This window comes from Pseudonocardia sp. C8 (assembly GCF_014267175.1).
GTDB lineage: Bacteria > Actinomycetota > Actinomycetes > Mycobacteriales > Pseudonocardiaceae > Pseudonocardia.
Genome location: NZ_JACMTR010000002.1, coordinates 2,897,799 through 2,924,286, shown reverse-complemented (window position 1 = coordinate 2,924,286; position 26,488 = coordinate 2,897,799). Strand labels below are relative to the sequence as shown.

Below are 26,488 nucleotides of genomic sequence, written 5' to 3'. Positions count from 1 at the left end.
GGGTCACCGGCACGCCCCTCGGGTGGGGATCGTGTAGCGGCGTAGCGGCTCGTTGATCGCGGAGATCACCAGCGTGGCCGCGGTCGCGGCGAGCCCTCCGGTGACCAGGGACAGCGGCGCAGAGGTCAGTGATGCGACCAGCCCGCCGCGAAAGTTCCCGATCTCCGGACCGGCGGCGCCGATGACCTGCTCGACGGAGGAGACGCGCCCGCGATACCCGTCCGGGGTTTCGAGCTGGATGAGCGCGCCGCGTGTGAAGACCGAGATCGAGTCGGCGGCACCGGCGATGGCCAGGCAGCCGAGAGCAGCCCAGACCGGACCGGCCAGGCCGAACCCGGCGAGGGCGAGTCCCCAGATGCCGGCGGCGGTGAGCTGGACGGCGCCGCTGCGGCGCAGCCGTGTGATCCAGCCGGAGAACAGCCCGGCGGTGATCCCGCCGACCGCGATGGACGACAGGAAGAACCCGAGCGTGCGGGGATCCCCGCCGAACCGGAGTTCGTTGATCAGGGGGAACAGCGCGACGGGCATCGCCAGCCCGCAGGAGGCGAGGTCGACGGCGAAGGAGCCCCAGAGCGTGGGTCGCCGCAGGATGAACGCCCAGCCGCCCGCGGACGGGCGCCACCGCGTCGGGGCCATGGACGCGTCGTGCAGGGTGCGGTCCGGCGGGATCGGCGGTAGCCGCACCACCGCGACCAGGGACGCGGCGATCGCGAGGGCGTGGAAGGCGTAGGCCGCGGGGAACTGCCACGCGGCGAGAACCACACCGGCGACCGCGGGCCCGACCAGCATCGCGGCCTGGAACGAGACGTTCGACAGGGCCAGGCCGGCGGCGACCTGGTCGGCGGGGAGCAGGCGGACCGGGAGTGTGCGCCGGGCCGGTGCGCCGAGGGCCGCGGCCACGGTCTGCAGTGCGACGAGGCCGAGCAGCAGGACGACCGACACGTTCCCCACTGCGGCCTGGACGATCAGCGCCAGCGCGGCGAGGAACTGGAGTGTCGTCGTTGCGCGGACGATGGTGCGGCGGTCGGCCATGTCGGCCAGTGATCCGCCCAGCAGCCCGAACACGATCATTGGGACCGCGGTGGCGATCCCGATCGCCCCGGTCCAGACGGGGCTGCCGGTCAGCTCCCAGGTCTGTTGCAGGACGGCGACGGTGGCGAACTGCTGGCCGAACTGCCCGAGCGTCGTGCCGACCCAGAGGTCGCGGAACGGGCCGGCGTGCAGCGGGCGTGCGTCGAGGACGCCCGTTCGACGCGTCACGCTCGTCCGGGCGGTTCGCGCTGCGCCGGTGGAGGTGGTGCGTCGGGTGGTCGAGCGTCGCCCATGCGTTCGGAGATCCGCTGCGTGAGGCTGCGCCGCTGCAGAGCGGCTTCCGTCGCGGTCACGGCGACGCTCAGTGCAGTCGGCATCACCTCGTCGTCGAGCTCGGCGACCGCGGCTTCGGTGGCACGCCACTCGGTCTCCAGGAACGGCACCAGCGAGCGCCCGTGCTCGGTCACCGTGATCCGACGTGTCCGGGCATCCGCACCGGGCTCCGAGGAGATCAGGCCCTCGCGACGCATCCCGGCCAGCGTCTGGCTGACCGCCGAGTGGGTCTGCCCGAGCGACTCCGCGAGCTCGCGGATCGTCAGCGGCCCGGTGTGCGCCAGCCTGATCAGCGGGTAGGCGTAGCGAGGCCGGACGCCGCGCAGGCCGCGGGCCTCGTAGATCTGCTCGATCTCGGCTTCCATGGCCGCGAGCAGCCGTCGCAGAGGCTGCAACCGGCCCTCGACCCGCGTCGGGTCCGAACTTTCCACAGCGCTAATATAACAGCGCTGTCAGTGTTTCGGCGAACTCGGTTCGCTGCCGCTCGGTTCGGTCTCGGCTCAGTGGGGAGCGCCGGTGTGGATGTAGTCCAGGCGGCGGCTGATGGCCACGGCCTGGTCGGCGAAGCGTTCGACGAACCGGGCCAGCAGTGCGACGTCGATCGCGGTGCGGACCGGGTGCGGTCCGGTGAGGTCGTCGAGGCCGGCGAGCAGGGTGTGGTGGAGCTGGTCGATCCGGTCGTCGTCGCGTTCGCGCTGCTCGGGGCGGGCCTGCTCCGGGCTGGTGATGGTCTGCTGGACGTTGCGGGCCAGTCCGACGGCCAGGCGGCACATCTCGCGGAACGGCTCCACCAGGGGGTCGGGGACGGCGCGTTCGGGGTGGCGGCGGCGGGCGACCTCGGCGACGTGGCGGGCAAGGTCGCCCATGCGTTCGATCTTGTCGGCGATCTGGATGCCGGTGACGACCCGCCGCAGGTCACGGGCGACCGGGGCCTGCAGGGCGAGGAGCCGTTCGGCGTGCTCGGCCCACCGGGCGCGGCTGGTGTCGAGCGTGCTGTCGTTGCCGATGACCCGCTCGGCGCGGGCCAAATCGGTGTCGAGCAGGGCGCCGGAGGCATCGTCGAGGGCGTCCGCGGCCTGCCCGCACATGCTGGCCAGCCCGCGGCCCAGCTGTTCGAGGTCGCCGTGGAAGAGCTGTCGCACGACGCCCAGTGTGACCCCGTCACGCCGGATCGGCGTGGCGGTCCGACCCGCCGGCCGGCGCAGTGGCGGCCCCGACCGTTCCCTGCTGCCGGGCGGCGTGAGCGTGCCCTGCTCGAGCGAGCGCGGTGGTAACTCAGGGAGGGGCCGGGGCGAGGGCCTCATCGTGGGGATGCAGGAGCGGCCACCGGCGCCGTCGACCGTGATCGAGTGTCTGAGCTGGGGGATCGAAGTGGGCCTGGCGGCGTTGGTCGTCCTGGTCCTCCTGGGCATGGGGTGGCTTCCGGGCTGACGCACCCCGCACGCGAGCCGCTCGGCCGTCCTGATGCGGATCACCTGGCATCCGGGGAGTCGCTCCAGCACCCGGCGATTTCACGCTGTGTTGCCGGCACCCGAGCCACCGCGGCGGCTCCCTCCGCGCCATGAGTAGGCACCGGTCGATCGGGTAGCAGCCAGGCGCGTCGCGACACGAGCCGCTGACGGTTCGCCGGGTAGAGACCACCAGGAGGTCGTCGTGCGCCACCTCGACAGCGTCATCGGCTGGCTGGCCGAGCCACGACCGTCGTCGACCTTCGTGGGACCTGCGAACCGGTATCGGCTGACCGGTGTGCTCGGCCGAGGCACGATGGTCGTGGTGCGGCGCGGCTACGACCGCCTGCTCGAGCGAGCCGTCGCGGTCAAGCTCGTACCCGGAGACCCCCACGGTGCCGGACACCGCCGGTGGCAGCGGGAACTACGGCTGTCGACGACTCTCGACCATCGCGGTGTGCTGAGCGTCCTCGACGGTGGCCGGCTCGACCGCCATTCGTCCAGAGAAGGCTGGTTCGTCGTGACCCCGCTGGGCGGCGAGCGACTCGATCACCGGCTCCGGTGCGCCGGCCCGCTGCTCGTCGACGAGGCGGTCGAACTCGGGGCTGCACTCGCCGCGGCCCTCGGGCACGGTCACCGTCGTGGCATCCGGCATCCCGACCTCGGAATGCGACACATCCTCCTCGGTGCCGACGGCATCCCGCGGCTGAGCGGATACGCCAGCCTGCTGTGCGACCACGATTCGCACGTCCGGCAGTCCCGCCGTGCCGGACCCGGGTCGTCCGATGTGCATCGCCTGGCGAACGTCCTCGGTGCGTGCCTGGCCCCACGCCGATCGCTACGGAGGTCCAGCTCCCGGACGACCGACGACCTCGTGTCGATCGTGCAGGCGATGACCGACCGACCGGGCGCCGAGTACGACCTGCGCCACCGTGACCAGCTCCGTGCCCACCTGGGCGCGCTCGGCTCCGCTGTTCCGCGGCATCCGCGGGACAGTGAACGTTCGCGGCCCCACCACTACCGCCCCGGAGCGTTCGTGCCCCGGCCGATGTGAGGACGACCTCGGCGGCCGGGATGGGCGGACCGACCCGAGCTGTCCATCACGGGCTACGTGGGGGAGGAGGAGCGGGCCGAGACGGCGACTCCGGCCCAGGAGACGAGGACGAGGGCGACCAGGACGAGCTGCACCGTGGGCTCGTGCTCGGCCGGGTAGAGGGTGCCGGTCAGGTAGTGATCGACGAACCCGGCCTCCGAGATGCTCGGGTGTCCGGCGAGCGCGCGTGCCCGGCGTTCGACCCGGGTGAGCGGGCACTCCCAGCCGATCACGACGATCCCGAGCGCGTACAGGCTGACCAGGAGATGCAGCCAGTACGTGCGCGGCCAGCGCCAGGCCAGGAACCCGCCGAACGCCACGTAGGCGAGGAAGGCGAAGTGCACCACCATCGCGGTCTCGGCGAGCACCTCGTGACTCACAGTCTCTGCCGCGGGGAAGGGTCCGTGCCGTGGCCGGGCACCGAGACGACCGAGTCCGCCGCGCTGTCGCGATCCTCGCCAGCCGTCGTGAAGCTGCCGGTGATGGCGCGCGCGACCGGGCTCCCGGCGATCATGGCCCGGGTTTGGTCCCGGCCGGGGTCTTCGGACCGGGATTGACCGGGACCCGGTGGCCGCCACCACCGCCCGAGTCATCGCCGGGATCATCGGGCACCGCCCAGATCCGGACCTGGGCGCCGCGGTGGAGCCGTCGTCCCGGTGCCGGGCGCTGGGCGGTGACCGGCACCGAGCTCGGGTCGGCGGGGGCGGGTTGCTGGAGTACCGCGAGCAGTCCCGCGTCGAGGGCCGCGTCGTGCGCGGCCGCCGTGCTGAGTCCGACCAGCGTCGGGACCACGGCTCGTCTGGACTCGCCCATCACGCTGCAGCCTCCCTCCCGAGGACGGAGATGGCACCCACGGTCCGCCGCACGCGCCCGCCCCGCAAGCGCATGCCGATGGCCCGGGGCCCTCAGGTCGGCGGCAACGGTGGTTCCGGGGTGGGCGGGGCCGGGTCCGGGGGAGGGACCGGTTCCGGATCCGGGATCGGGGGCGGGGGTGGATCCGGTGTCGGCTCGGGCGGGTCGGGCGGCAGGGGCGGCTCCGTGACCCGGACGGCGCCGAGGATTCGTCCGGTGGTGAGCGTGGGCATCGTGGCTGCACCTTCTTCGCGGGTGATGTCGTCACCGGTGGTGACGGAGTACCCCCGGGATCGCGAGCCGATTCGTCCGGCGCGGCTCGTCAGGTCGCGACGCGCCGAGGGCCTGGCTTCGCGACGAGCGGGCCGCTCGTGGCACTCCGTCCCACGCGAGGTCCGCTCGCGGGAACGGCACGACCGCCGCGGAGGCACGTCGTGCCGGTCCGGGAAGCGGGGCAACCGATCGCGGACCCTGCGGGGCCGGGCCGCCGGGGTGGCCTGGGGTGCATCCGTGTCGCGAGGAACGGGTACGCCCGAGCGTCGATGCGATTCGAGGAGAACGCGATGGCGGTATGCGAGGTCTGCGGCAACGACTACGACATGGCTTTCGAGGTGCACGCACAGGGCGACGTCCACGTGTTCGACAGCTTCGAATGTGCCATCCAGAAGATGGCACCGGTGTGTGAGCACTGTGGCTGCCGCATCGTCGGGCACGGTGTGCAGAGTCACGGTCGGTTCTACTGCTGCGCGCACTGCGCGCGACAGAGCGAACGGACACCCGTCGTCGACCGGGTTTGACGCACCTACCCCGGGATCCTCGCGGAGCCGGTGCTCGGTGGGGGTTTCACCCGTTGCAGGGGGCGAACCGGCGGCTGATCTCGTGGCCGGCCGCGACGACGTCCGGGGTGATCTCCTCGAGCCGTTCGGCGGGGAGGCGGTAGGACGGCCCGGAGACCGACAGGGCGGCGATGATCGTGCCGTCGTGGTCACGCACCGGGGCGGCGACGGCGTGCAGCCCGGGCTCGTACTCCTCCAGCGCCCAGGCGTAGCCGTGGGCGGCGATCTCGGTCAGCTCGGTGGCCAGCGCCCGCAGCGCCCCCGGGGAGAGCCGGGTGTCCGGGGGTAGCTCGGCGGCCAGCGCGTCCGGGTCGGCGGCGCCGCCCGCGGTCAGCAACACCTTCCCGCTCGAGGTGTTGTGCAGCGGGGTGCTCCGGCCCAGCCAGTTGTAGGCGGTGACCACCGAGGAACCGCGGGCCTGCTCGACGTTGACCGCATAGCCGCGGTCCGGGATCGCGATGGTGACCGTCTCACCGAGCCGGGCGGCCAGCTCCTGGCACACCGGGCGGGCCCGGCTGCTGACCTCGAGCCGCTCGGCGACCCGGTCGGCCAGCGGGATCAGCGCGAACCCCAGCCGGTAGGTGCCGTGGTCGCCGACCTGCTCGACAAGCTCGTGTTCGGCCAGGGCGCCGAGCAGCCGGAACGCGGTCGAACTGTGCACGCCCAGCGCAGCGGCCAGTTCACCGGCCGCGGCCTCGCCGCGTTCGGCGAGCAGCTCCAGGACGGTGATCGCGCGATCGACGGACCGGACCCCCGACACTCAGGCCTCCCTTCGGCCGCTGGCACGACCCTACCCGGCCCTGCGACCGCGGCAGTCGTGGGCGACACGAGACCGACCTGGGTCCGGTGGTGTTGCCGGCGTCGAACGGCTGCCATATGCTCTTAATCCATGGACTCTTGGAATACTTCGGTGTGCGGTGTGCGGCACGTCAGCTGCGGTGTTCCTGGTGGGTGGGGTGACCCCGCCGGTCCGCACCCGGCGCAGGAGCCGAGGCCATGAGGAGCGGGCAGCGGCCGCCCCGGCTCGGCCTGCGGGAGAACGCCGGCCAGTTCACCCTGCTCGTGGTGGTCAACGCCCTGGTCGGCGGCATGGTCGGCCAGCAGCAGGCGGTGCTGCCGTTGCTGGCGTCCGAGGCGTTCGGGCTGACCGGCTACACGTTCATCTTCACCTACGTCGCCGCGTTCGGGCTCACCAAGGCGACCGCGAACTACGTCGCGGGGACCTGGTCGGACCGCTTCGGGCGCAAGCCGGTGTTGCTCCTCGGCTGGCTGGTGGCCGTCCCGGTCCCGCTGTTGCTGATCTGGGCCCCTAGCTGGGGCTGGGTGATCCTGGCGAACGTCCTGCTCGGGTTCAACCAGGGCCTGACCTGGTCCACCACCGTCGTCATGAAGATCGACCTCGTGGGTGCACGCCAACGTGGCCTGGCCATGGGGCTCAACGAGGCGGCCGGATACGGGGCGGTCGCGGTCAGCTCGCTGCTCGCCGGCTCGCTGGCCGAGCAGTACGGGCTGCGGCCGGCGCCGTTCCTGCTGGGGCTCGGGTACGCGGTCATCGCCCTCGCGCTCAGCTCGCTGCTGGTGCGCGAGACCCGGGAACACGCCCGCCTGGATGCGGCCGGGCACGGCCCCGAGGACCCGCGCAGCAACGGAAGGATCACCGCGGACGTCAGCTGGCGGGAGCCCGCGTTGGCCGCGGCCAGCCAGGCCGGGCTGGTCAACAACCTGAACTTCGGGCTGTCGTGGGGGCTGTTCCCGCTGCTGTTCGCCACCGCCGACCTCGACATCGGACGGATCGGGCTGCTCATCGCCCTGTATCCCGGGGTCTGGGGGATCGGGCAGCTGGTCACCGGTGGCCTGTCGGATCGCGTCGGCCGCAAACACATGATCACGGTCGGGATGGCGGTCCAGGCCGGTGCGCTGGTGGTGATCGCGGTGTCCGGCGGGTTCGCCGGCTGGGCGCTGGGCGCCGTCGTGCTCGGACTGGGCACGGCGCTGGTGTATCCGACGCTGCTGGCGGTGATCGGCGACGTGGCGCACCCGTCCTGGCGCGGCCGGGCGGTCGGGGTCTACCGGGTCTGGCGGGACCTGGGTTACGCCGCGGGCGCCGTGGTCGGGGGCGTGGTCGCCGACGCCTTCGACCTGACCGCCGCGGTGTGGGCGGCAGCGGCGATCTCGCTGGTCTCCGCCATCGTGGTCGCCGTGCGCATGTACGAGACCCACCCGCGCGGTGCCCGCACACCGTCGGCCGGCTGAGCGCGGGGCCCGATCCGGTCGGAAGTGGTCAGGACGTGGTGTCGAGTCGGGCGTTGCGGGCGTGCGCCCAGTCGTCGGGTCCGCCCTCGACGATCGCGAGATCGTGGTGGCCCTGGCGCTCGAGCAGGCTGGCTGCCGTTGCCGCGCGCTCGCCGTGCCCACACATGGTCACGGTCCTCGGTGCCGGGTCGCCACGGGGTGGCACCGTCTCGGTGGCGAGCGAGCCCAGCTCGACGTGGTGGGTGCGTGGCAGGTGTCCCGCGGCCACCTCGGCGTCCTGGCGGACGTCGAGCACGTGCTGACGGTCCGGCTCGACCTCGGCCGCGGCCAGCATGCCGGTGGTGGCCAGCTCGTAGCCGGCGGCGGCCCAGCTCTCGACCCCTCCGGCGAGTTCTCCGACCAGTCCGCCGAGGGTGTCGAACCCGATGTTCGCCGCCGCCCAGATGATCTCGGCAGGGTCCTGGTCGTCCCCGCGGACGATGACCACCGGAGCGTCGACGAGCCACCCCAGCCAGGTCGCGAACTGCGCGCGCAGCGGGATCGAGACCGCGCCCCGGACGTGCCCGGCCGCGTAGTCGCGCACCGGGCGGACGTCGACCACCACGGCGCCGTCGCCACGCATCGTGTGCACCAGCGAGGGCGACAGCGGGGCGAGCCGGGCCGGCGCCCGGAGATCGAGAATCTGCGGGCCCCGACGGTTGATCTCGGTGAGCCGGCGGAAGTACGCCGGGTAGCTCCCCAGCGAGGCGAGCAGGGTCCGTACGAAGGTGTCCTCGTCGTCGAGCTGCAGCAGCGGGTTGGTCGCCAGTTCCTGACCGATCGTCGACGTCCGCGCCGTCCCGGGTGGCGCCGAGCAGAACGACCCCGCACCGTGGGTGGGCCACACCGCGGTCCGGGCGGGCAGCTGCCTCAGCCGGTGCAGCGAGCGGAACTGAGCGCGGGTCAGCGCATCGGTGCGGTCCGGGCCGAGCAGGTCGGTCCGCGCGGCCGAGCCGACGATCAACGACCCGCCGGTGAACACTCCGGCCGGCCGTTCACCGTCGCCGAGCAGGAAGCTCAGGTGCTCGTCGGTGTGCCCTGGCGTGGTCAGCGCGGTCAGCTGCAACCCGCCGAGGTCGACCTGGTCACCGTCACCCAGTCCCCGGTGCGGGAAGGCCCGCCCGCCAGCGGCGGAGGCCAGCACGGTCGTGTCGAACTCGTGTGCGAGCTGGACGGCGCCGGAGAGGAAGTCGGCGTGGAGATGGGTGTCGGCGGCGAAGCGGATCCGCAGCCCGTGCTCGCGGGCGGTGGCCAGCACCGTGCGCAGATCCCGCGGGGGGTCGACCACGAGCGCCGACCCGTCACCGAGGTCCACCAGGTAGCAGCTGTTGCCCAGGCCCTCGTCGACGATCGTCATCGGTGCCACGGCAGTGGACGCGTTCATCTCGACCTCCGGAACCACACCGGCGCGATCCTCGGCTATTCCATGCTATTTTGGAGGATAGCACGCAGGAGGAGCGTCGGCGATGCGCCGGCCCGGGGGTCGCTCCCGCGGCGCAGGCTCGGGGCGGGGTCGGCGCCGCCGCCCGTGGTACCGTATTCCATCATATTGTGGAGGATCGGGTGATGGGCGAGAGCACGAAGGAACGGCTGTTCACGCACCTCGCGCGCGTGGGCAAGGCGCTGGGCAACGGGAAACGCCTGGAGCTCATCGATCTGCTGGCCCAGGGTCCGCGATCGGTTGCCGAGCTCGCCGAGGCGGCCCAGGCGGGGCTGACGACCACGTCGGCCCACCTGCAGGTGCTCAAGCACGCGGGCCTGGTCCGCACCACCCGCGCCGGCACGACGATCTTCTACGACCTGGCCGGTGACGACGTCGCCGAGCTGTATGCCCGCCTGCGCGACGTGGCGGCGACCCGGGTGGCCGACGTTGCCCCCGTGGCGCGGGACTACCTCGGCCCCGCCGACACCGAGCAGGTCAGCCGGGAGGAGTTGCTCGACCGGGTCCACCAGGGCGACGCGGTCGTCGTCGACGTGCGCCCTGGCTCCGAGTTCGCCGCAGGTCATATTCCCGGCGCCGTGTCGATCCCCCTCGACGAGCTGGCCGAGCGTCTCGACGAGCTGCCCCCCGAGCTGGAGGTCGTCGCCTACTGCCGCGGCGCCTTCTGCGTGTTCTCCCACGAGGCGGTCCGCCTGCTCCGGGCGCGCGGACGCCGAGCCCGGCGGCTCGAGGACGGCATCCTCGAGTGGCGGCTGGCCGGTGAGCCCGTCGTCACCGCGGCCGCGTCCTGACCAGCGAGCGGTACCCGGCCACAGCCGAGCTCGAGCGGTCCGGATCGACCGGAGCGCCGTGCCCGGCAGGCGCGGATCCGGCCGAGCGCCCCGTCGGAGCGCTCAGCCGGGGAGACGTGCAGTGCCGAGGACGTGCGGGGTGGACGGCTGGGTGAAGCGGTCGGCGGGGAACCGCAGCCGACGGACGTCGTCGACCACGAAACCGGCCGCACGCAGCGCTGCGACCGGGTCGGTGCTGGTGTGGCAGCCCCCGGTGAGCAGCGGCCACACGGTCGCATCGGCGACCCGCTGCAGCATGCGCAACCCGAGCGTGTCGGCGCGGCCGTGTTCGAGGAACCGGACGATCCCACCGGGGCGCAGCACCCGGGCTGCCTCGGTCGCGGCCGCAGCCTGATCCGGGACCGAGCACAGGACCAGGCAGAAGACGACGCCGTCGGCACACGCGTCCGGGAGCGGCAGATGTTCGGCGACCCCGGCCCGCACCGTCGTCGGAACCGCGGCGTCCCGGGCCGCCGCAGTGGCGAGCCGTCGCAGGTAGGGCTCCGGCTCCACCGCGGTCACCGACGCCACCGCCGACGGGTAGCGGGCGAAGTTGCCACCCGGGCCCGCGCCGACCTCGACAACGGCGCCGGTCAGCGGTGCGAGCAACTCGTCGCGCAGCGCGGCCAGCCCTTCGTCGTCCAGCCGTGGGCTCATCGACGCGTAGAAGCGACTGAACAGCCGTCGCGGACGGTCCTGCACGCTGCTGACCTTCTCCGCTGCCATCGCTGCCCCCTCGCACCAAGCCCTGAACATAGTTCACCGGCAGCCGGCCGCCTACCTGCGCTGCAGCCCACGGCACGTCACCGCCCTGGTCGACACCATGGAACAGCGCGGCTGGGCCGAGCGTCGACGTCACCCCGCGGACCGGCGAGCCACGGTGGCCGAGCTGACACCTCCCGCCAGCGGGTGCGGACCCCACCCGTCCTCGGGGGCCGTCCCCCGGCGCTCCACGTGCGCACCCCATCGCCTGCGGGGCTCCCGTCCCCGAGCCTGGGCGTCCACAGCCGGAGGAGACGCCATGGCCCGCACGAGACCGCCCGCCCTGCACCTCGACGCCGAGCTCGACCGTCAGTACCGCGGCGACCGGGCGGCCGACCCGCGGACGCTGGCCACCCTCGTGGCCGGGCGGGTGCGGCGGACCGGCCGGCATCACCTGGGCAGCCCGCTGCTCGACGCGCTCGGCGACCTGCAGGACCGGCTCGGCGACGGCGACGTCCACCTCGACGCCTTCTTGACCGCCGTGCTCGGCCGCCACCGGAACCGCTTCTGCAACCAGACCTACCTCGCGCTGCCGCTCGTCGAGCTCGTCCGGGTCGACCTCGGTGTCGACCCGCAGACGATGTCCGCACTGCTCGTCGCCGACGTCGTGCGGCACGAGCGGGAGGTGACCGGCGCGCTCGACGCGCGCACCCGCGCGGTCCGGATCCGGCACGCGCTGCGGTTCGTCGCGGCGGCCGCACCCGGCGTCGACGTGGCGCACGAACCCGGCGGCTGGTTCGCGCTCACCGCGCTGCCCGTCTCCACGGAGCACGACGAGTACTTCTTCATCCGGGTCCTGCAGGCGCACGAGATGGTCTTCACGACGATGACCGACCTGCTGCGGGCGGCGACCGCAGCGCTGCGCGCGGACGACGTCCCCGCCGCGACAGCGCACCTGGCACGCGCGGCCGTCGTGCTGGACCAGGCCGCGCTGCTGTTCCGGCTGGTCGCGACGGTCCGGCCGGCCGCGTTCCACTCGTTCCGCCGCTACACCGAGGGCGCGAGTGCGATCCAGTCGGAGTCCTACAAACGATTCGAGATCGCCTGCGGGACACCGTCGCCCCCGCGTCTGGCGGGGGAGGCCTTCGCACATGTCCCGGTCGTGCGCGCCGAGGTCCCGCACCTCGACGACTTCAGCGCGGCGTGGCGCGAGGTCGGCGCCGACGGGGCGGACGGCGCCGCACTGGCCACCGCCGTCACGGCCCTGGAGCGCGGGCACCGGCGCTGGAAGGGCACGCACCACTCGCTCGCGGCGTCGATGCTCGGCGACGCGCCGGGCTCGGGCTACACCGAGGGCGTCCCGTACCTGCGCCGCTGGCTGGACGAGCGGCTGTTCAGCGCGCCGGGCGGCGGTGCCGGGGCGGCGTGAGCACGGCCGGAACGGTCATCGGCTCAGGCTCAGTTCCACTCCTGACCGTCTTCGGCGTAGTACAGCACCACCCGAACACTGTTCAACGGCGACCCGTCAGAACTGTCGGTGACCCCGTCGAGCTCGGAGAAGTACACCTCGATGAAGTGCTCCTCGGGTTCACCGGCGGCCGGAACCTTGTCCGCCCGGCATCGCTCGATGCGTTCGTCGCAGTCGACGTTGGTGATGGCGCCGAACCGGCTCTGCTTCCAGGCCGCTTCATCGGACACCCACCGCTCCATCTCGGCGAACGTCCGCACCGGGGCGTAGTAGGACTGCTCATAGCGAGCGTGCGGCTTGGTGTACGCCGCCCGGTCTCGCTTCCAGTCGTCGTCCTTCTCGGTGTCCGACTGCTCCCAGTCCCGAGGAATGGGCATGCCGGCGACCTGCGTCGGCATGGCGTCGATGCCCGGTGACGAGAGGATGTACCAGGGGCGGAAGTTCATCCAGGTGAGAATGACCAGCATGCCCACGCTGCCGATGACCACGATCTGGAGTGCCCACCGCAGCCAGCCGAGACCGAACGCGGCCGCCGGGCTGAAGTCGCCCTCGAACTGGTCGCCACCGTCCTGACCGCTGTGGGCCCCGACTCCCCAGAAGCCGAATGAGGCCATCAGGAACGTCCCTCCGGCCACGGCCACCACCGTCACCAGGACGGCCGGGATCCAGTGAGCCCGATCGAACACCGGCGCGAGTCCCGCGTACCAGATTCCCAGGCAGACGAGCAGCAGCAGGAGGTGTGCCGCAACGAGGATCAGTGCTGCCTTGCCGGTGCTGCCCTTGCTGAGCCGGCCGAGCAGACCTGGTCGGGCCCACTGAATTCGTCTGTTCATCGACTCCTGCTCCTGCAAGTGCATTTTCGACCGTATCTCGGGGCTGAGGAGGAACTGGGCGAACGCGTGGGCCGCAGCCGACTCGGTCCCGTGCCGCCACTCCTCACTCCGGGCACGGTGCGGAATCCGGCGCGATCATGGCATGTCGTGCCGACGTCCGGTCACACTGCGTGGTCCCGCTGCCGATGTCCCTGCGGCCACCCCTGCGGACGAACCCGACGGCGGCGGTGACGACGCCGAGGAGCGCGAGGAGGGCGATGAACGCGAAGGCGGCGTGGAAACCGTCGAGCCCCGAACCGGCGACCAGCACGGTCGACACCGCCGCGACACCGGCGGCACCGCCGATCTCGCACATGGTCTGCACCAGACCGGAGGCCAGTCCCGCATCCGACGGCGCCACCCCGGACAGCGCGCCGAGCTGCACGGCCGGCTCGCAGAATCCGAAGCCGACACCGACGAGCAGGAACGCGGGCAACAAATCCGCGAGGTAGCCGGCATCGGCCGGCATCCTGGCCATCCACAGTGCCCCCACGACGACGAGCGACAGCCCGAGGAGCAGCAGCCCCCGTACACCGACGCGGGTCACCAGCCGGGCACCGGCCATGGCCGCCACGAAGACGGTGGCCGTGGTGGCCAGCCATGCCACGCCTGCCTGCGCCGATGAGTAGCCCAGCACCTGCTGCATCAGCAGGGACCCGACGAAGATGAACGACAGCAGCGCGCACAGTCCGAGGAACGCGGTGAGGTTCGCGGTCACGAGCGAGCGGTTCCTCAGCAGGACGGCCGGTATCAGCGGGGCCGCGGAACGTGCTTCGACCCGCACGAACACCGCCAGCAGGACCGCGGCAGCAGCGAACGACACCAGGGTCGAACCGGAGAACCAGCCGTGCTCGACGGCGTGGTGCAACGCGGAGACCGCCAGCAGCAACCCGCCGGTCGCCGTGGTCGCCCCCGCGACGTCGAGCCGTCCGACGCGGTCGCTGCGCCCGTCCCGGGCCAGGAAGGCCAGAGCGATCGCGATCAACACCACGCCGATCGGCACGTTGATGAAGAACGACCAGCGCCAGCCGGGCCCGGACGCCAGCAGCCCGCCGACGACGACGCCGACCGTCCCTGCCAGGCCACCGACGGCCCCGAAGAGGCCGAAGGCCCGGTCACGCTCGGGGCCCTCCGCGAAGGTGACCGCCAGCAGGGACAAGGCCGCCGGTACGACGAGGGCGGCGCCGAAGCCCTGGACGCCACGGGCGACGATGAGCTGACCGGCGTCCTGCGCGGCGCCGGCGAGGAACGATGCGCCGGTGAAGACGGTGAGCCCGATCAGGAAGATCCGCCGACGGCCCAGGTGGTCGGCCAGTCGTCCGCCGAGCAGGAGGAACCCGCCGAGCAGCAGCCCGTAGGCGACGACGACCCAGTGCAGGGTGCCGGGCCCGGCTCCGAGGTCGTGCTGGATCGAGGCCAGCGCCACGTTCACGATGGCGATGTCGAGCCCCGCCATCGCCGTCGCGGCGCAGGCCAGGGCCAGCACCAGCCGTCGCACGGCCCGTCCGGCCGGAGCGCGCCCGGTGGGCGCGAGGGTCTGTGGGGTGGGGGCCCGGTCGTCGCGGTCCGGCTCGGACGTCTGGGTGGCCATGGCGATGCCTGCCTTCTGGTGGTGTGCGATCGGGGCGTGGAGGCGTTTCCGGGCGCACGGAGCCCACCGCGGCCGAGCGCACGGGCTCGACCGGGGGACCGCGTGCGGCTCAGGTGCGGGGCGGTCGGTCCGGGTCGGGGCGTTCGGCCAGCTCCTTGATCCGCTGCAGCCGGGCCTCCCAGGACCGGCCGATCCGGTCGAGTTCGCGAGCCAGCGCGCCCAGCCGGGCGCCGACGGCGATGTAGACGACCTCGCGGCCGCGCTGCTCCGACTCGACCAGCCCGACCTCGCGCAGCACCTCCAGGTGCTTGCCGATCGCCTGCCTGCTCACCGGGAGCACTCGGGCCAGCGCGGACGCCGACTTCGCGCCGTCCCCGAGCCGGGACAGGATGTCCCAGCGGGTCGAGTCACCCAGGGCGGCGCACATCGTCGGGAGCTCGGTCGCGTTCACGACCCGCCGTCCACACGGGATTCGACGAACGTCTTCGCCGCCGCGAGCTCCTGCGTCCAGCCCTGGTCGTTGCCTGCGCGCTCCTTCAGCCACTCGGCGGGGTCCTCGGACAGGCTGGAGAAGCCGCTCTCCAGAACCCGCAGCGTCACCCCACCGCCTGCGCGCTCGTCGATCCAGAACTCGACGAGCGTGCCCTCGGACACGGCCCGGAACGGGGTACCGAGCCAGCGGAAGGCCGCGTAGCGCGGCTTGTCCAGCTGCACCGTCCGGAACCGGAACTCGCCCGTGTGATCCGTGACGACCGCGACGTCGTCCTCGTAGCGCAGGTCGGGCTCGGCGTCGACCGTGCCGTCGTTGATGTACCAGCCCGGCCGCGCGATCAGGTCCCACACGCGCTCGGCCGGCGCGTCGATGTCGATCTCGCGAGAGATGCTGTCCAGCTCGGCCAGCTCCGCGGGGGTGTACGTGGCGTCGTTCATGGCGTTGCTCCCGTCGAATCGATGTGCAATCACACGATTGCACATAAGCCGACCGAGTGCAACCAGTCAGTTGCAGTGAACCTTCGCGCAGACCTCGGCCGCGCCGGGCAGCACCGGCGAGATCCGGGCCTGTTGGAACAGCGTCGTCTCCTCGTAAAGTTCCTGGGCACCGGGGCGACCAGCAGCGACGGTCGGCCTTGCCGGCGTGGCGCGCGGTGGACGCCTCGGCGGAGACACAGCAGCTCGGGCCTGCCAGGAGGGGCGAACGTGAAGCTCTCGGTGCTGAAGCACCCGGCGACCGCGATCGCCCTCGCGGCGATCGCGGGGGTCGTGTTCGGCCTGCTGGTCGGCGACTGGGCGAGCAACCTGAAGTTCATCGGCGACGCGTTCATCCGGCTGATCCAGATGGCGATCGTCCCGCTGGTCATGGCCTCGGTGATCGCCGCGACCGGTTCGATGAGTGGCTCCGGCACCGGGAAGGTGGCGCTGCGGACGTTCGCCTGGATGATCGGGCTGTCGGCGGTCGCAGCGGCGCTCGCGGTCGCCCTCGGACTGCTGTTCCGCCCGGGCGTGGGGATGGTCTACACCGGCGCGATCGATCCGAGCCTGCGGGAATCGGCCTCGGAAGCGACGGGCTGGCAGGACACGATCCTCGGCTTCTTCTCGACCAACGTCATCGAGTCGATGGCCGAGGCCGCCATGGTGCCGATCATCATCTTCTCGCTGCTGTTCGGCGTCGCGCTCAATCAGTACGGCCGCACCTCGAACAGCACGGTCGTCCTCACCTTCATCGAGCACCTCCAGCAGGTCCTGCTCACCTTGATCCGGCTGGTCATGTACGTCGCGCCGATCGGCGTGTTCGCGCTGCTCGCGGCGCTGGCCGGGGACGTCGGGCTCGCCGTCGTGGGCTCTGCACTGGCCTATCTGGGCACCAACTTGCTCGGCGTCGTCATCCTGACCGTCGTCTTCGTAGCGGTCGTGACGCTGCGTACCCGGCTCAGCCCGTTGAAGCTGCCCCGCAAGCTCGCCGAGCAGACCGCCGTCGCGGTGACGACCACCAGCTCGGCGGTCACCTTCCCCACCGTCCTGCGGAACACGATCGAGAAGGTGGGTGTCAGCCCCCGGATCGCGAACTTCACGCTCTCGGTGGGGCTGACCATGGGCTCCTACGGTGCCGTCTTCAACTACACCATCGCCGTGCTGTTCCTCGCGCAGGCCGGGGGGATCGACCTCACCCCGGGTCAGATCGTGTTCGGGATGGTGCTGGCGATCCTGCTCAACATGGGCACCATCACCGTGCCGGGTGGCTTCCCGGTGGTGGCGATCTTCCTGGCCACCACCTTCGGCCTGCCGGTCGAGGCCGCGGGCCTGCTGATCGCCGTCGACTGGTTCACCGGAATCCTCCGGACGTTCCTCAACGTCAACGCGGACACGCTGGTGGCGATGCTCGTGGCCCACGCCGACGACGAGATCGACCGCGACGTCTACGACGGCACCGTTCCGGTACCGGAGGAGGAGGAAGAAGAAGGCGCGTCGACCTCCTGACGCCGGTCACGTACCGGGCGCTGCCGCCCTCGGGGTCGGTCGTCTCCGGGCCGGAACAGTCGGGGTCCGGCCGCTCGGCGACCTCGCGCACCCCGAGCCGATGAGATCGCCGTCCGGGCGCGGTCTACCGGCTGACCGACACGACCACAGGCCGGCCGACACGCCGACGGGCACCACGCCCCGGTCCGGCGGGCAGGGAGGCAGCAGCGATGACCGAGACCACGCCCACGCAGACCGGCTACGCCGAGGTGAACGGCCTGCGGATGTACTACGAGGTCCACGGGGTGGGCGGCACGCCGCTGCTGTTGCTGCACGGGGGGCTGTTCGACATCGACCAGCAGTTCGGGGCGCTGATCCCCGATCTGGCCGCGGGCCGTCAGGTCATTGCCGTCGAGTTCCAGGGCCACGGCCGCACCCACGACATCGCCCGGCCGCTGCGCACCGCCGACCTCGCCTCCGACGTGGTCGGCCTGCTGGAGCACCTCGGCCTCGACCGGGTCGACGTGTTCGGGTTCAGCGTGGGCGGCGCGGTCGGGCTGTATCTGGCCGTGCGCCACCCGGAGCGGGTCCGCCGGCTCGTGGTCTCCTCGGTGTCGTTCCACCCCGACGGCGACCGCGCCGAGAACAGTGAGGCGGTCGCCGAGATGACCGTCGACATGATCGCCGGCACGCCGATGGAAGCGGCCTACCTGGCCAGGTCGCCGCACCCGGACAAGGAACACCTGCAGGCGCTGCTCACCAAGCTCGGCAACTACGACAAGGGCGCCGCTGGCTGGTCCGAGGAGGACATCCGAGGGATCGCCGCGCCCACGCTGATCACGGTCGGCGACTGTGACGCCGTCACGCTCGAGCACGCCGTGCGGTTCCTGCAGCTGCGCGGAGGCGACGTCAACGGCGACTTCGTCGGGGTGCCGGCCTCCCAGCTGGCCGTGTTCCCCGGTACCACGCACTTCTTCGGGCTCGCCCGCACCACGCTCGTCCTCGACGCCGTGACAACCTTCCTCGACGCACCGGACCCGGAACACTGATCCGCGCTGGGCGGGCCCGCCGGCCTGCGCGGTGCCCGATGTGCCCGTCAGGCGTCGTCGATGAGGTCGGGGGCGGTGACCCGTGCGGGCGCGAAGACGCGCCGTAGCATCGGCTCGAAGAACTCCAAGGGCTGCGAGTCGTAGGTCGGGTCGAAGGAGTTCTGGTCGTAGTCGGCGCAAACACAGTCGTCGTACAAGGGATGGTCCCGCCAGCGCTCACGGGCGTGGTGTTTCAGGACCCAGTAGTTCTTCGCCGAGACGTAGGGTCGTACGACGGCGGCTCGACATCCATCAAGGCCGGGGGCCCCGGCCGGGCTTCGAGAGTCGCCTGCTGCACGAGGACGCCGCGGTCGCCGTCGTCCGGCAGGGGAGATGCACATCAACGTCGACGAGATCGACACCGACACCCGCCGCGTCTACGAGCGGCACGGCTTCGTGAACATCGAGCCCGGCACCGACTACCGCATGCTCTGCTACATCCGCGAACTCGAGTCCTGACCGGCCGGGCGGCCGCCGTAGTGCGCCCAGCGAACACTGGTCAGTGGGCGAAGTGGCGGGGCCCGGTCAGGTCCATCGGCACGCCCGCCTTCGCGCACGCGACCGCCGCGTTGATCTCGGCGACGGCGGCCGCCGCACCGGGCCGGGACGAACCGCCGACCGGGACCGGATCAAGGCGTTGGACCGGGAGAACGCCGCGTTGCACCGGCTGCGCAGGACGCGTCGACGTCTACCCGGTGGCGCCGCGCACGTTCTTCGGCTTCGGTAACCCGGCGGACACCGGGCCGGCGCCGGTGGGGGCGCCCTGAATCCCGACTCGGCTTCGAGCAACCTGGCTGTGCGACGCGAGGCACGGTGCGCAGGAGGCTTCGTGGCCCTCGCCGGTGCGCGCCTCCGCGATGTGATCGACGTGGACCCGCCCGGCGCCGCACGTGTCACCCGCACGCAGCTGGTCGGACTGCTGCTCGCCGCCGTCGCGGTCGCGGCCATCGCAGTAGCCCGCTCGCGAGCAGGACGGTGACCGCCGGTACAGCCCGGCCCCACCCGGCACGGGATCCACATGCGCCCATGGATCCGCGCGGTAGCGCCCCGAGCACGTTGGGCCGTAGATCGGGCAGCTCGCGTCGAGCAGCACCCCGGCCCGCGCGACGACGCCGGGAAATGCGGTGTGCCCGATGGTCAGTGGGGCGGCTCGGGCGTCGCGTGGACGCAACTCCGTGCTCCGGACGACCTGCAGCCAGGTTCGTACAGTGTCGCCGGGCTCGGTGTTGGACGGCTTCATCGCCGACACCACCGACCAGGTCGGCCCCTGTTCAACCGGTACACCAGCGGCGAGGCCGCCTTCGATGTACGGCGACGAGGGCCGTTGTTCTGAACCGGCCCGGGTCTGGCGGAGGTGGTTGGCCCGGGATGGGTGGAGTCGGTATCTGAATTGTGGTCACGTGACCCCGGACGAGGGTTCGTGGGCAGGTGTCGTTGTCCGCCGGTGTGAAGCGCCGCGGGTTCAGTGGCGGTTGGGTTCTCCCGAGAGGCGGATTCCGCTCCGCCGTCGTGGTAACGCTCCTGCACTCGACCCCGACGTCGAATGTTGTGGACGATCTCAGCAACCGGACCGCCCGAGAAGTGCTTGACGATCACCTGAAGCTCGCCAACAGCTGGGTCGACACCCCGCTGGATCGCGTGCTCGACGAGGATCTTCGACGGAATGTGTCCGAGGATGTCGTGGTCCTGATCAACCGCGGCACGTTCCGGGGCCACGAAGGCGTACGGCATCTCGCCCGGATGCTCGGCGACGAGTTGCCGGAACACAAGGCGTTCGCCTACACCTATGTCAAGGTGGAAGGCCGGGTCGGCTTGCTCGAGTGGACCTACGACGACTCCGCCGTGAGGGTCCGCGACGGCGTCGACTCGTTCCTCATCGAGGCCGGCAAGATCGTGGCACAGACCATCCATTACACCCTCGAGAAGCGACGATAGAGCACGGGCCGGTCGGCGCGACATGCGGCGCGGCGAGTTCAGCGTCGCCCAGGCGGTGTGGCTGCCCCGTGTCGCACCCTCCAGCAGCCGCCAGCAGCAGCGCGGCTGCTGTCCGACCTCAGCGAAGGTGACTCCAGGCCAGGCAGTTGACCTGGGCGGAGTCAGATCGGTGAGACGCCCGGCTCCCAAGCTGTCTCATCGGACCTGGCTCCCGTGGAAGCGATGCTGCGGACGCCGGTGGTCGTCAGGAACGAGGATTTCTCGCACGCAGTCCAAGACGCGGCAGTCGACCATCTGCCTCTTCGGTCCAATAGCTGGTCGGGCGACGAGGTCCGCAGTCGGTCGGGCGGATGAGGCGCTCTCGCTCAGACCTTCTCGAAGATTGCGGCGAGCCCCTGCCCGTCGCCGATGCACATGGTCTCCAGGCCGAAGCGGGCGTCGCGGCGGTCCATCTCGCGGGGCCAGGGTGGCCAGGATCCGGTGCGGCCCAAGCGCGGCACCGAAAAGAACCTTCTGCTGATTCCCGCCGCTGAGCTGCAAGCCACCCCGAGATCCTCTCGAGCGGACTCAGCCGTGCGTCGGCGTTGCTTACGGTCCGGCAACACGCGTTTCGTCAGCTGACGCAGCGTCGTCAGGGTCACGTTGTCCTCGATCGACATGGCGCCGACCAGGCCGGACTTGATGCGGTCCTCGGGCACGAGGGTGACGCCGGTCTGGACCGCGTGAGATGCGTTCCAGCGGGTCGGATCGATGGACCGGCCGCACAGGCGCACACTGCCCGGCCGGTCCTTGCGGTGGCCCGCCAGTGCGAGCGCGACCGCGCGGGAGCCTGACCCGGCTCCGGCAGGTAGGCCAGTCGGTTGGCGGACGCGACACCGGCGCCCTGCTCCGAGCGGCGAGCCGTGGCATGACCGCGCCGCACCTGGACGGACAGAGGTAGGATTTTCCATAACAACTGTTGTGTAGACGGGTCGTTGTCTCTACCGTGCTTTTCGTCACGACTGATATGTGAAGGGAGTCACGCATGGACGAGTCGCTGCGCACCGCGTTCCGGGAGGACGGGGCCGTCCTCCTGAAGGACTGCCTGGACGCCGAGCAGCTGGCGCGGTGTCGCAAGGCCTTCGACTGGGCCGTGGCGAACCCCGGGCCCGGCGCCACGTCGCTGTTCGACGGGACCGAGCAGCGCTCGCTCGTCGACAACGCCAACCCCCTGGCCAAGGAGCACGTCGACGAGCTGGCGGCGTCGCTGCCGTTCGGCAAGCTGTTCGCCGAGCTGTGGGGGTCCGAGAACGTCTGGTTCTTCGCGGAGGAGATCTTCCTGAAGGCCGGCGGGCGCGGGGCGCGCAGCTCATGGCACCAGGACACGGCCTACCTCCCCTGGGCGGGCGAGCACTGGGCGAACGCCTGGATCAGCTTCCAGCACATTCCCCGGAAGAACTCCCTGGAGATCGTCCGCGGCTCGCACCGCGGCACGCAGTTCGACGGCACCACGTTCGCCAACCCCGACGACCCGACCGAGCCACTGCACGGTCACGGGGTGCTGCCCCGCCTCCCCGACATCGACGCCGAGCTCGCGGAGGACCCGGACGCCTACGACATCCTCTCCTGGGCGGTCGATCCGGGTGACGTCGTCGTGTTGCACCCTCGCTCGCTGCACGGCGGCGCCGGGGTCGACGCGGACTGCCCGGACCGCCACACCCTGGTGCTCCGCTACTTCGGCGACGATGCGACGTTCCGTCCCCTCCCGGAGGTGAACAAGCACTTCGCCCGCAACGGCGGACTCTTCGTGGAGGAGATGGCCAAGCTGAGCGCCGGGGATCCCTTCCGCTCGCCCGTCTTCCGCCAGGTCGTCTGATCCGAACCACGATCGGCCACCTGACATGAAGCGCCAACTCGTCAACCCCGCCGGCACCGAGGCCACCTACGACCGGCTCCACTTCTCCCAGGCCAACCGCGTCGACGACCTGATCTGGGTTGCCGGCCAGGTGGGAGTGGATCCGGGCACCGGACGACCCGCTGACGGCATGGATGCCCAGGCCCGCCTCGCCTTCGATGGGCTGCGGACCGTGCTCGAGGCCGCCGGGGCCGGGCTCGCCGACGTCGTCGAGATCACGACGTTCCACACCGACCTCCGCGGGGAGATCGCCGAGTTCGTTCGCGTGAAGGACGAGTACCTGCCCGACCGGTACCCGGCGTGGACCGCGATCGGGGTGACCCAGCTCGCCCTGCCCGAACTGCTGGTCGAGATCCGCGCCGTCGCCGTCCGTGGCAGCGGTTCGGACTGACTCGGCGCCGGGACCGGCTCCATCGACAGCGGCTCGGCAGCACCCGCGGGGCACTGGTCCCATGCGGGTGCGGCGCCCCGGTGACAACGGCAGACCGCAACGTCCGACCGGGGACCCGGAAGGGATGCATCCACCACACGGTGGGTGCTTCCCCCCGACCAGGATCGATCGGCATCTCCTGACGACGGTCGTCCGATCCTGGACCCTCGTCCGCGAGAGCGGATATCTCACACCAAAGAGGGGTCATGGACCGCCTGCAGAACATCGACAATGATCCCGGATCAGGCGTGAACGCGAGCATGACGGCGCGCCTCGACCGCCTGCCGGTCACCGCAACGCACATCGTGTGGATCGCAGTCCTGGCTGCGAACCTGGCGCTCGAGTTCTACGACAACGCCCTGTTCGCCTACGTGATGCCGGCCATCGCGGAAAGCACGGGGTACTCGCTGGCGCAGCTCGGAACGGTCAACACCGCGTTCTTCGTCGGCATGCTCGTCGGGGCCCTGATCGGGGGCCGCATGGCGGACAGGTTCGGGCGCCGCCGCACGCTGGTGTGGACGACGGTGCTCTATTCGGCCGGGGCGATCGGAACTGCGTGGTCACCGACCTTCGAGGTCATGACCGTTTCCCGGATCGTCACCGGGCTCGGCGTCCAGGCGGCTACGTCCGTGCTGCTCGTCTACGTCGCAGAGATGTTCCCCGCCAAGACCCGAGGACGGTTCGTCTCGTTCCTGACCTTCGGGTTCGTGGTCGTCGCACCGCTGATCGCGCTACTGGCACTCGTGACGATCCCCAACAGCGGGCCGGAGATGTGGCGTTACCTGTACCTCATCGGCGGCATCGGCCTGGTGATCGCCCCGCTCGTGCGGTTCACCGTTCCGGAATCGGTGCGGTGGTACCTGACCAAGGGCCGCATCCAGGAGGCCGAGAACATCGTCGCAAACCTCGAGGAACGCGCACTCCGCTCCGGGCCCCTCAGCGAGCCCGTCATCGAGCCGGGTTACACGAACGATCGCCTCTCGATGCGCGCCCTGCTGAGCAACAAGCGCCTGCTGCGCATCATCGCGATCGTGTCGGTGAGCTACTTCGGAGCCACGTTCGGCTATTACCTGTTCCAGAACTGGGCTCTCTACTCGCTGGTCTACGGCCTCGGATACGACGAGACCACCGCGTACGAGATCCAGCTGATCTGGAACGTCGTGTACTGCGTCACCCCGTTCGTCGCACTTCTCGTCATGGACCGGTTCGAGCGCAAGACACTCGCGGTCGCGACCTCGGTGATCAGTGCCGTCCCGCTCGTCCTGCTCGGCATCTCGGTCGACAGCGTCATCGTCATCGTCTCCGGTGGGCTGGCGGCAATCACGACCGGGATCGTGGTCAACGTGTACTACACGTACATTCCGGAGACGATCCCGACCGAAGCGCGTGGCCTCGGGAGCGGTGTCATCATCGGCGTGGGCAAGGTCGGCGGCGCCGCATCCGGTGTTGTCGGCGCGGCCCTCTTCGGAGGGTGGGGAATGGCTGGGGTGATGGTCGTCGCTGCAGCGGCCTACATCGTGTTCTCGGCCGTACTCCTGGGCGGCCCGCGGACCGCGAACCGCTCGCTCGAAGGCGTCGCTGCCGAAGAACTCAGCACGACCACGTAGCGACCGACCACCTCGCCATCTCACGAGGTGGTGGCCACCGTCTCTCTCTTCGGGGCTGCCGTGCTGGCACCACGAGGCGAACGGCACGGCGGCCTCGTCAGGTTCCCGGACCCGCGTCCGTGGTCGAAGAAGATCGGAGACAGACACTGCTCATGGCAGCGACGTACGGGGACTACCAGGCGGAGATCTACGGCGCGGGCTTGCGGGGCCACGTGCCCCGATTCCCCGCCGACTTCGCGACGCTGGAGGAACGCGCATCGCACGCGCTGCCCAGGTGGGTGCTCGACTATGTGCGCGCGGGTGCCGGGGACGAGCACACCCAGCGGGCCAACGCCGAGGCGTTCACCCAGTGGGGCCTGGTCCCCCGGATGATGGTCGGGGAGCACCGGCGCGACCTCTCGGTGAACCTCTTCGGGATCGACTTCCCCCATCCGATGTTCCTGTGCCCGATCGGGATCCTCGGCCTGTGCTCGCAGGATCTGCACGGCGACCTGCTCACCGCACGTGCGGCCGCGGCGACCTCGACACCGATGGTGCTCTCGACCCTCTCCCAGGACCCGATGGAGGAGGTCGCCAGGGAGCTCGACGGCACGCCGTCGTTCTTCCAGCTGTACACGCCGAACGACCGGGACCTGGCGGTGAGCCTGGTCCACCGGGCGGAGGCGTCCGGCTTCCGTGCTCTGGTGATCACACTCGACACCTGGATCACCGGCTGGCGGCCGCGCGACCTCAACACCGGCAACTTCCCGCAGCTTCGCGGGTACTGCCTGTCGAACTACGTGACCGACGAGCACTTCCGCAAGCGGCTCGCGGTCGCCCCCGAGGACGACCCGGCCGCCGTGACCGCCGAGTGGGCCCGGGTGTTCGGTTACCCGCTGGGATGGGACGACCTGTCCTGGATCCGGGAGGCGACGTCACTTCCGATCGTGCTGAAGGGGATCAGCCATCCCGAGGACGTGCGCAAGGCGATCGACCTGGGCGTCGACGGGATCTACTGCTCGAACCACGGTGGACGGCAGGCCAACGGTGGCCTGCCGGCGCTGCAGACCCTGCCGGCGGTCGTCGATGCGGCGGGTGACACGCCCGTGCTGTTCGACTCGGGGATCCGCAGCGGATCGGACATGGTGAAGGCACTGGCGCTGGGCGCGACGATGGTCGGCACCGGGCGGCCGCTCGCCTACGCGTTGGCAGTCGGGGGACAGGCCGGGGTCGACCATCACCTGCGCTCGTTCCTCGCCGAGGCGGACCTGCTGATGGCCGTCAACGGCTACCCCGACCTCGCCCGCCTGCGTGAGGCCGGTCTGCAGCGGGTTCAGTGATCGAGCGAGCCGCGGACAGCGACAGGCCCGTCTCGCGACTTGACGTGACGTCGAGGCCCGCCGGTACTGCACCTCGCGCCAGAAGGCGGTCATCGAGGGCGCCGCCGGGTTCCGCGAGCGCCTCGACGGCTTCGCGGCGGACCGCCGTGCGCCACCTCGATCGCCTGATGGACCGAGGGATGGTCACACGGCTCGAGGACGGGCGGTACTGCGCGGTCTGACCTGCACCGCCGCCGACGCGCCAGTTATCGTCATGCCCGTTCCGATATGGGCGTGGCACAATCGGACGAGTGGTTCAGACTCGGACGCGACAGGCTGGCGACAGCGAGAACGAGCAGGTCGCGCGGCGGGGGCGTCCGGTGGGTGACCGGGACGCGAGACGTGCCGAGCTGCTCCAGGCGGCGGTGTCGGTGATCGCCGAGGAGGGCTACGCGAGCACCTCGTTGCGGAATGTGGCGAGGCGTGCCGGGTGCACGACGGGCGCGGTGACCTACTACTTCTCGAGCAAGGAGAAGCTGCTCACGGCGTTGGTCGAGAGCCGGTTCGACAGCTATGACGCGATGCTCGAGGCGGTCCGGGACGACGCCGACATCGAGTCGCTCATCCGGCGCTGGCTGGTCCACTCCACCGGCGATCCCGAGTACTGGCCGGTGATGTCGCAACTCCTCGCGCACGCCCGGTACGAACCGGCTCTGGCGGCGATCATCGAGCGGCGGTACGCCCGCTTCCGCAAGGAGTACGCCTCGATCCTCGCAGCCGGGCAGGCACGAGGCGTCGTCCGCGACGACATCCCGGCCGACCTGCTGGCCGATCAGCTCAGCGCCTCCGGTGACGGGTGGATGCTGATGTTCCCGTTCGAGCGCGAGCGGTTCACCCCGAGCCGGGTCGATGCGATCGTCGAGTCGATCCTCACCTTGCTCAGGCCCCCGGCCGGCGGCGGGCGTTCCGCCGCGGCCGGGGCCTGAGCACGC

The 26,488-nt window shown here is 71.1% G+C and carries 29 protein-coding genes and 3 pseudogenes; 16 read left to right on the top strand and 16 right to left on the bottom strand.

All coding sequences use genetic code 11. The features are described from left to right. Window positions 1-3: 3 nt before the first annotated feature. The 3 genes from H7X46_RS14160 to phoU all read right to left on the bottom strand — a co-directional run bounded on the left by H7X46_RS14160 (window position 4) and on the right by phoU (window position 2,507). A complete protein-coding gene (locus tag H7X46_RS14160; RefSeq protein WP_186359844.1) occupies window positions 4-1,260 on the bottom strand; it encodes an MFS transporter in 1,257 nt (418 codons plus the stop codon). Then, window positions 1,257-1,796, bottom strand: coding sequence for a MarR family winged helix-turn-helix transcriptional regulator (locus H7X46_RS14155; protein ID WP_370588766.1), 540 nt, complete (start codon window positions 1,794-1,796; stop codon window positions 1,257-1,259). Before H7X46_RS14155 ends, H7X46_RS14160 begins: the two co-directional genes overlap by 4 nt. Before the next feature lie 69 nt (window positions 1,797-1,865). Continuing rightward, window positions 1,866-2,507, bottom strand: coding sequence for a phosphate signaling complex protein PhoU (phoU, locus tag H7X46_RS14150; protein WP_186359843.1), 642 nt, complete (start codon window positions 2,505-2,507; stop codon window positions 1,866-1,868). Between the two features lie 622 nt (window positions 2,508-3,129). Here phoU and H7X46_RS30675 point away from each other — a divergent pair. Both H7X46_RS30675 and H7X46_RS29655 read left to right on the top strand, forming a co-directional pair. After that, a pseudogene (locus H7X46_RS30675) lies at window positions 3,130-3,453 on the top strand (hypothetical protein); the annotation flags it as partial. A gap of 252 nt (window positions 3,454-3,705) precedes the next feature. Next, window positions 3,706-3,867 carry a hypothetical protein gene (locus tag H7X46_RS29655; RefSeq protein ID WP_255426135.1) on the top strand — a complete coding sequence of 54 codons (162 nt, stop codon included), beginning with the start codon at window positions 3,706-3,708 and terminating at the stop codon, window positions 3,865-3,867. Between the two features lie 53 nt (window positions 3,868-3,920). On the opposite strand, the gene H7X46_RS30670 is transcribed toward H7X46_RS29655, so the two are convergent. Together H7X46_RS30670 and H7X46_RS14135 are read right to left on the bottom strand one after the other, a co-directional pair. Then, window positions 3,921-4,286, bottom strand: a complete 366-nt coding sequence (locus tag H7X46_RS30670; RefSeq protein WP_186359841.1) for a DUF2784 domain-containing protein — start codon at window positions 4,284-4,286, stop codon at window positions 3,921-3,923. A gap of 130 nt (window positions 4,287-4,416) precedes the next feature. Then, entirely contained in the window at window positions 4,417-4,719 is a 303-nt protein-coding gene (locus tag H7X46_RS14135) for a PASTA domain-containing protein (protein ID WP_186359840.1), read from the bottom strand. Between the two features lie 602 nt (window positions 4,720-5,321). On the opposite strand from H7X46_RS14135, the gene H7X46_RS14130 reads away from it, so the two are divergent. Then, window positions 5,322-5,555, top strand: a complete 234-nt coding sequence (locus H7X46_RS14130) for a hypothetical protein (RefSeq protein ID WP_186362662.1) — start codon at window positions 5,322-5,324, stop codon at window positions 5,553-5,555. A gap of 46 nt (window positions 5,556-5,601) precedes the next feature. On the opposite strand, the gene H7X46_RS30665 is transcribed toward H7X46_RS14130, so the two are convergent. Next, complete coding sequence (locus H7X46_RS30665; RefSeq protein WP_186359839.1) at window positions 5,602-6,354, bottom strand: IclR family transcriptional regulator; 753 nt, start codon at window positions 6,352-6,354, stop codon at window positions 5,602-5,604. A gap of 236 nt (window positions 6,355-6,590) precedes the next feature. On the opposite strand from H7X46_RS30665, the gene H7X46_RS14120 reads away from it, so the two are divergent. Then, window positions 6,591-7,847 (top strand): MFS transporter, encoded by a 1,257-nt coding sequence (locus H7X46_RS14120; protein ID WP_186359838.1) that lies wholly within the window; start codon window positions 6,591-6,593, stop codon window positions 7,845-7,847. Window positions 7,848-7,875: 28 nt separating this feature from the next. Here the strand turns inward: H7X46_RS14120 and H7X46_RS14115 are convergent, their stop codons facing one another. Further along, complete coding sequence (locus H7X46_RS14115; RefSeq protein ID WP_255426133.1) at window positions 7,876-9,270, bottom strand: rhodanese-like domain-containing protein; 1,395 nt, start codon at window positions 9,268-9,270, stop codon at window positions 7,876-7,878. Between the two features lie 182 nt (window positions 9,271-9,452). Here H7X46_RS14115 and H7X46_RS14110 point away from each other — a divergent pair, with 182 nt between their 5' ends. Continuing rightward, entirely contained in the window at window positions 9,453-10,118 is a 666-nt protein-coding gene (locus tag H7X46_RS14110) for a metalloregulator ArsR/SmtB family transcription factor (RefSeq protein ID WP_186359837.1), read from the top strand. A gap of 102 nt (window positions 10,119-10,220) precedes the next feature. Here the strand turns inward: H7X46_RS14110 and H7X46_RS14105 are convergent, their stop codons facing one another. After that, the gene (locus tag H7X46_RS14105; protein ID WP_186359836.1) at window positions 10,221-10,883 is read right to left on the bottom strand and encodes a class I SAM-dependent methyltransferase; all 663 of its coding nucleotides are present in this window, start codon (window positions 10,881-10,883) and stop codon (window positions 10,221-10,223) included. On the opposite strand from H7X46_RS14105, the pseudogene H7X46_RS30660 reads away from it, so the two are divergent. After that, window positions 10,831-11,022, top strand: a pseudogene (locus H7X46_RS30660) (hypothetical protein); the annotation flags it as partial. The gene H7X46_RS14105 and the pseudogene H7X46_RS30660 sit on opposite strands and share 53 nt — an antisense overlap. 156 nt (window positions 11,023-11,178) lie before the next feature. Further along, window positions 11,179-12,288, top strand: a complete 1,110-nt coding sequence (locus H7X46_RS14095; RefSeq protein WP_186359835.1) for a tryptophan 2,3-dioxygenase family protein — start codon at window positions 11,179-11,181, stop codon at window positions 12,286-12,288. A gap of 29 nt (window positions 12,289-12,317) precedes the next feature. Here the strand turns inward: H7X46_RS14095 and H7X46_RS14090 are convergent, their stop codons facing one another. The 4 genes from H7X46_RS14090 to H7X46_RS14075 all read right to left on the bottom strand — a co-directional run bounded on the left by H7X46_RS14090 (window position 12,318) and on the right by H7X46_RS14075 (window position 15,720). After that, complete coding sequence (locus tag H7X46_RS14090; protein WP_186359834.1) at window positions 12,318-13,178, bottom strand: hypothetical protein; 861 nt, start codon at window positions 13,176-13,178, stop codon at window positions 12,318-12,320. A gap of 85 nt (window positions 13,179-13,263) precedes the next feature. Beyond that, entirely contained in the window at window positions 13,264-14,790 is a 1,527-nt protein-coding gene (locus tag H7X46_RS14085) for an MFS transporter (RefSeq protein ID WP_186359833.1), read from the bottom strand. Window positions 14,791-14,899: 109 nt separating this feature from the next. Then, window positions 14,900-15,241 carry an ArsR/SmtB family transcription factor gene (locus H7X46_RS14080; protein ID WP_370588765.1) on the bottom strand — a complete coding sequence of 114 codons (342 nt, stop codon included), beginning with the start codon at window positions 15,239-15,241 and terminating at the stop codon, window positions 14,900-14,902. Continuing rightward, entirely contained in the window at window positions 15,238-15,720 is a 483-nt protein-coding gene (locus H7X46_RS14075; protein WP_186359832.1) for an ATPase, read from the bottom strand. Before H7X46_RS14075 ends, H7X46_RS14080 begins: the two co-directional genes overlap by 4 nt. Before the next feature lie 267 nt (window positions 15,721-15,987). On the opposite strand from H7X46_RS14075, the gene H7X46_RS14070 reads away from it, so the two are divergent. Continuing rightward, on the top strand, window positions 15,988-17,265 hold the full coding sequence (locus H7X46_RS14070; RefSeq protein ID WP_222131309.1) for a dicarboxylate/amino acid:cation symporter: 1,278 nt from the start codon (window positions 15,988-15,990) through the stop codon (window positions 17,263-17,265). A 209-nt stretch (window positions 17,266-17,474) separates the two neighbouring features. Next, complete coding sequence (locus H7X46_RS14065) at window positions 17,475-18,293, top strand: alpha/beta fold hydrolase (protein ID WP_186359830.1); 819 nt, start codon at window positions 17,475-17,477, stop codon at window positions 18,291-18,293. Between the two features lie 47 nt (window positions 18,294-18,340). Here H7X46_RS14065 and H7X46_RS14060 read toward each other — a convergent pair whose 3' ends face one another. Continuing rightward, window positions 18,341-18,490: a hypothetical protein gene (locus tag H7X46_RS14060; protein ID WP_186359829.1), complete on the bottom strand. Its 150-nt coding sequence runs from the start codon at window positions 18,488-18,490 to the stop codon at window positions 18,341-18,343. A 154-nt stretch (window positions 18,491-18,644) separates the two neighbouring features. Between H7X46_RS14060 and H7X46_RS29640 the strand changes: the two are divergent. Then, window positions 18,645-18,791: pseudogene (locus H7X46_RS29640) on the top strand (GNAT family N-acetyltransferase); the annotation flags it as partial. Window positions 18,792-18,831: 40 nt separating this feature from the next. Here H7X46_RS29640 and H7X46_RS14050 read toward each other — a convergent pair. Together H7X46_RS14050 and H7X46_RS14045 are read right to left on the bottom strand one after the other, a co-directional pair. Next, a complete protein-coding gene (locus H7X46_RS14050; RefSeq protein ID WP_186359828.1) occupies window positions 18,832-18,996 on the bottom strand; it encodes a hypothetical protein in 165 nt (54 codons plus the stop codon). A gap of 24 nt (window positions 18,997-19,020) precedes the next feature. Continuing rightward, a complete protein-coding gene (locus H7X46_RS14045; RefSeq protein ID WP_186359827.1) occupies window positions 19,021-19,572 on the bottom strand; it encodes a DUF6226 family protein in 552 nt (183 codons plus the stop codon). 269 nt (window positions 19,573-19,841) lie between these two features. Between H7X46_RS14045 and H7X46_RS14040 the strand changes: the two genes are divergently transcribed. Beyond that, a complete protein-coding gene (locus H7X46_RS14040) occupies window positions 19,842-20,267 on the top strand; it encodes a nuclear transport factor 2 family protein (RefSeq protein WP_222131308.1) in 426 nt (141 codons plus the stop codon). Between the two features lie 365 nt (window positions 20,268-20,632). Here the strand turns inward: H7X46_RS14040 and H7X46_RS14035 are convergent, their stop codons facing one another. Continuing rightward, the gene (locus H7X46_RS14035; protein WP_222132559.1) at window positions 20,633-21,040 is read right to left on the bottom strand and encodes a hypothetical protein; all 408 of its coding nucleotides are present in this window, start codon (window positions 21,038-21,040) and stop codon (window positions 20,633-20,635) included. A gap of 251 nt (window positions 21,041-21,291) precedes the next feature. On the opposite strand from H7X46_RS14035, the gene H7X46_RS14030 reads away from it, so the two are divergent. From H7X46_RS14030 to H7X46_RS14010, 5 genes are all read left to right on the top strand, one after another. Further along, window positions 21,292-22,122 (top strand): phytanoyl-CoA dioxygenase family protein, encoded by an 831-nt coding sequence (locus tag H7X46_RS14030; RefSeq protein WP_186359826.1) that lies wholly within the window; start codon window positions 21,292-21,294, stop codon window positions 22,120-22,122. Between the two features lie 25 nt (window positions 22,123-22,147). After that, window positions 22,148-22,552, top strand: a complete 405-nt coding sequence (locus tag H7X46_RS14025; protein WP_186359825.1) for a RidA family protein — start codon at window positions 22,148-22,150, stop codon at window positions 22,550-22,552. Window positions 22,553-22,797: 245 nt separating this feature from the next. After that, window positions 22,798-24,198, top strand: a complete 1,401-nt coding sequence (locus H7X46_RS14020; RefSeq protein ID WP_186359824.1) for an MFS transporter — start codon at window positions 22,798-22,800, stop codon at window positions 24,196-24,198. Window positions 24,199-24,350: 152 nt separating this feature from the next. Further along, window positions 24,351-25,517 (top strand): alpha-hydroxy-acid oxidizing protein, encoded by a 1,167-nt coding sequence (locus H7X46_RS14015; protein WP_186359823.1) that lies wholly within the window; start codon window positions 24,351-24,353, stop codon window positions 25,515-25,517. Between the two features lie 359 nt (window positions 25,518-25,876). Next, window positions 25,877-26,482, top strand: coding sequence for a TetR/AcrR family transcriptional regulator (locus H7X46_RS14010; RefSeq protein ID WP_222131307.1), 606 nt, complete (start codon window positions 25,877-25,879; stop codon window positions 26,480-26,482). Window positions 26,483-26,488: the final 6 nt, after the last annotated feature.

Excerpts from the sequence above, each read along its gene's own strand:
- H7X46_RS14135 (WP_186359840.1), bottom strand. The coding sequence starts at position 4,719 with ATGGGCGAGTCCAGACGAGCCGTGGTCCCGACGCTGGTCGGACTCAGC.
- H7X46_RS14110 (WP_186359837.1), top strand. The coding sequence starts at position 9,453 with ATGGGCGAGAGCACGAAGGAACGGCTGTTCACGCACCTCGCGCGCGTG.
- H7X46_RS14025 (WP_186359825.1), top strand. The coding sequence starts at position 22,148 with ATGAAGCGCCAACTCGTCAACCCCGCCGGCACCGAGGCCACCTACGAC.
- H7X46_RS14020 (WP_186359824.1), top strand. The coding sequence starts at position 22,798 with ATGGACCGCCTGCAGAACATCGACAATGATCCCGGATCAGGCGTGAAC.
- H7X46_RS14045 (WP_186359827.1), bottom strand. The coding sequence starts at position 19,572 with ATGAAGCCGTCCAACACCGAGCCCGGCGACACTGTACGAACCTGGCTG.
- H7X46_RS14030 (WP_186359826.1), top strand. The coding sequence starts at position 21,292 with ATGGACGAGTCGCTGCGCACCGCGTTCCGGGAGGACGGGGCCGTCCTC.
- H7X46_RS29655 (WP_255426135.1), top strand. The coding sequence starts at position 3,706 with ATGACCGACCGACCGGGCGCCGAGTACGACCTGCGCCACCGTGACCAG.
- H7X46_RS14115 (WP_255426133.1), bottom strand. The coding sequence starts at position 9,270 with ATGAACGCGTCCACTGCCGTGGCACCGATGACGATCGTCGACGAGGGC.
- H7X46_RS14015 (WP_186359823.1), top strand. The coding sequence starts at position 24,351 with ATGGCAGCGACGTACGGGGACTACCAGGCGGAGATCTACGGCGCGGGC.
- H7X46_RS14120 (WP_186359838.1), top strand. The coding sequence starts at position 6,591 with ATGAGGAGCGGGCAGCGGCCGCCCCGGCTCGGCCTGCGGGAGAACGCC.
- H7X46_RS14095 (WP_186359835.1), top strand. The coding sequence starts at position 11,179 with ATGGCCCGCACGAGACCGCCCGCCCTGCACCTCGACGCCGAGCTCGAC.
- H7X46_RS14105 (WP_186359836.1), bottom strand. The coding sequence starts at position 10,883 with ATGGCAGCGGAGAAGGTCAGCAGCGTGCAGGACCGTCCGCGACGGCTG.
- H7X46_RS14065 (WP_186359830.1), top strand. The coding sequence starts at position 17,475 with ATGACCGAGACCACGCCCACGCAGACCGGCTACGCCGAGGTGAACGGC.
- H7X46_RS14085 (WP_186359833.1), bottom strand. The coding sequence starts at position 14,790 with ATGGCCACCCAGACGTCCGAGCCGGACCGCGACGACCGGGCCCCCACC.
- H7X46_RS14075 (WP_186359832.1), bottom strand. The coding sequence starts at position 15,720 with ATGAACGACGCCACGTACACCCCCGCGGAGCTGGCCGAGCTGGACAGC.
- H7X46_RS14130 (WP_186362662.1), top strand. The coding sequence starts at position 5,322 with ATGGCGGTATGCGAGGTCTGCGGCAACGACTACGACATGGCTTTCGAG.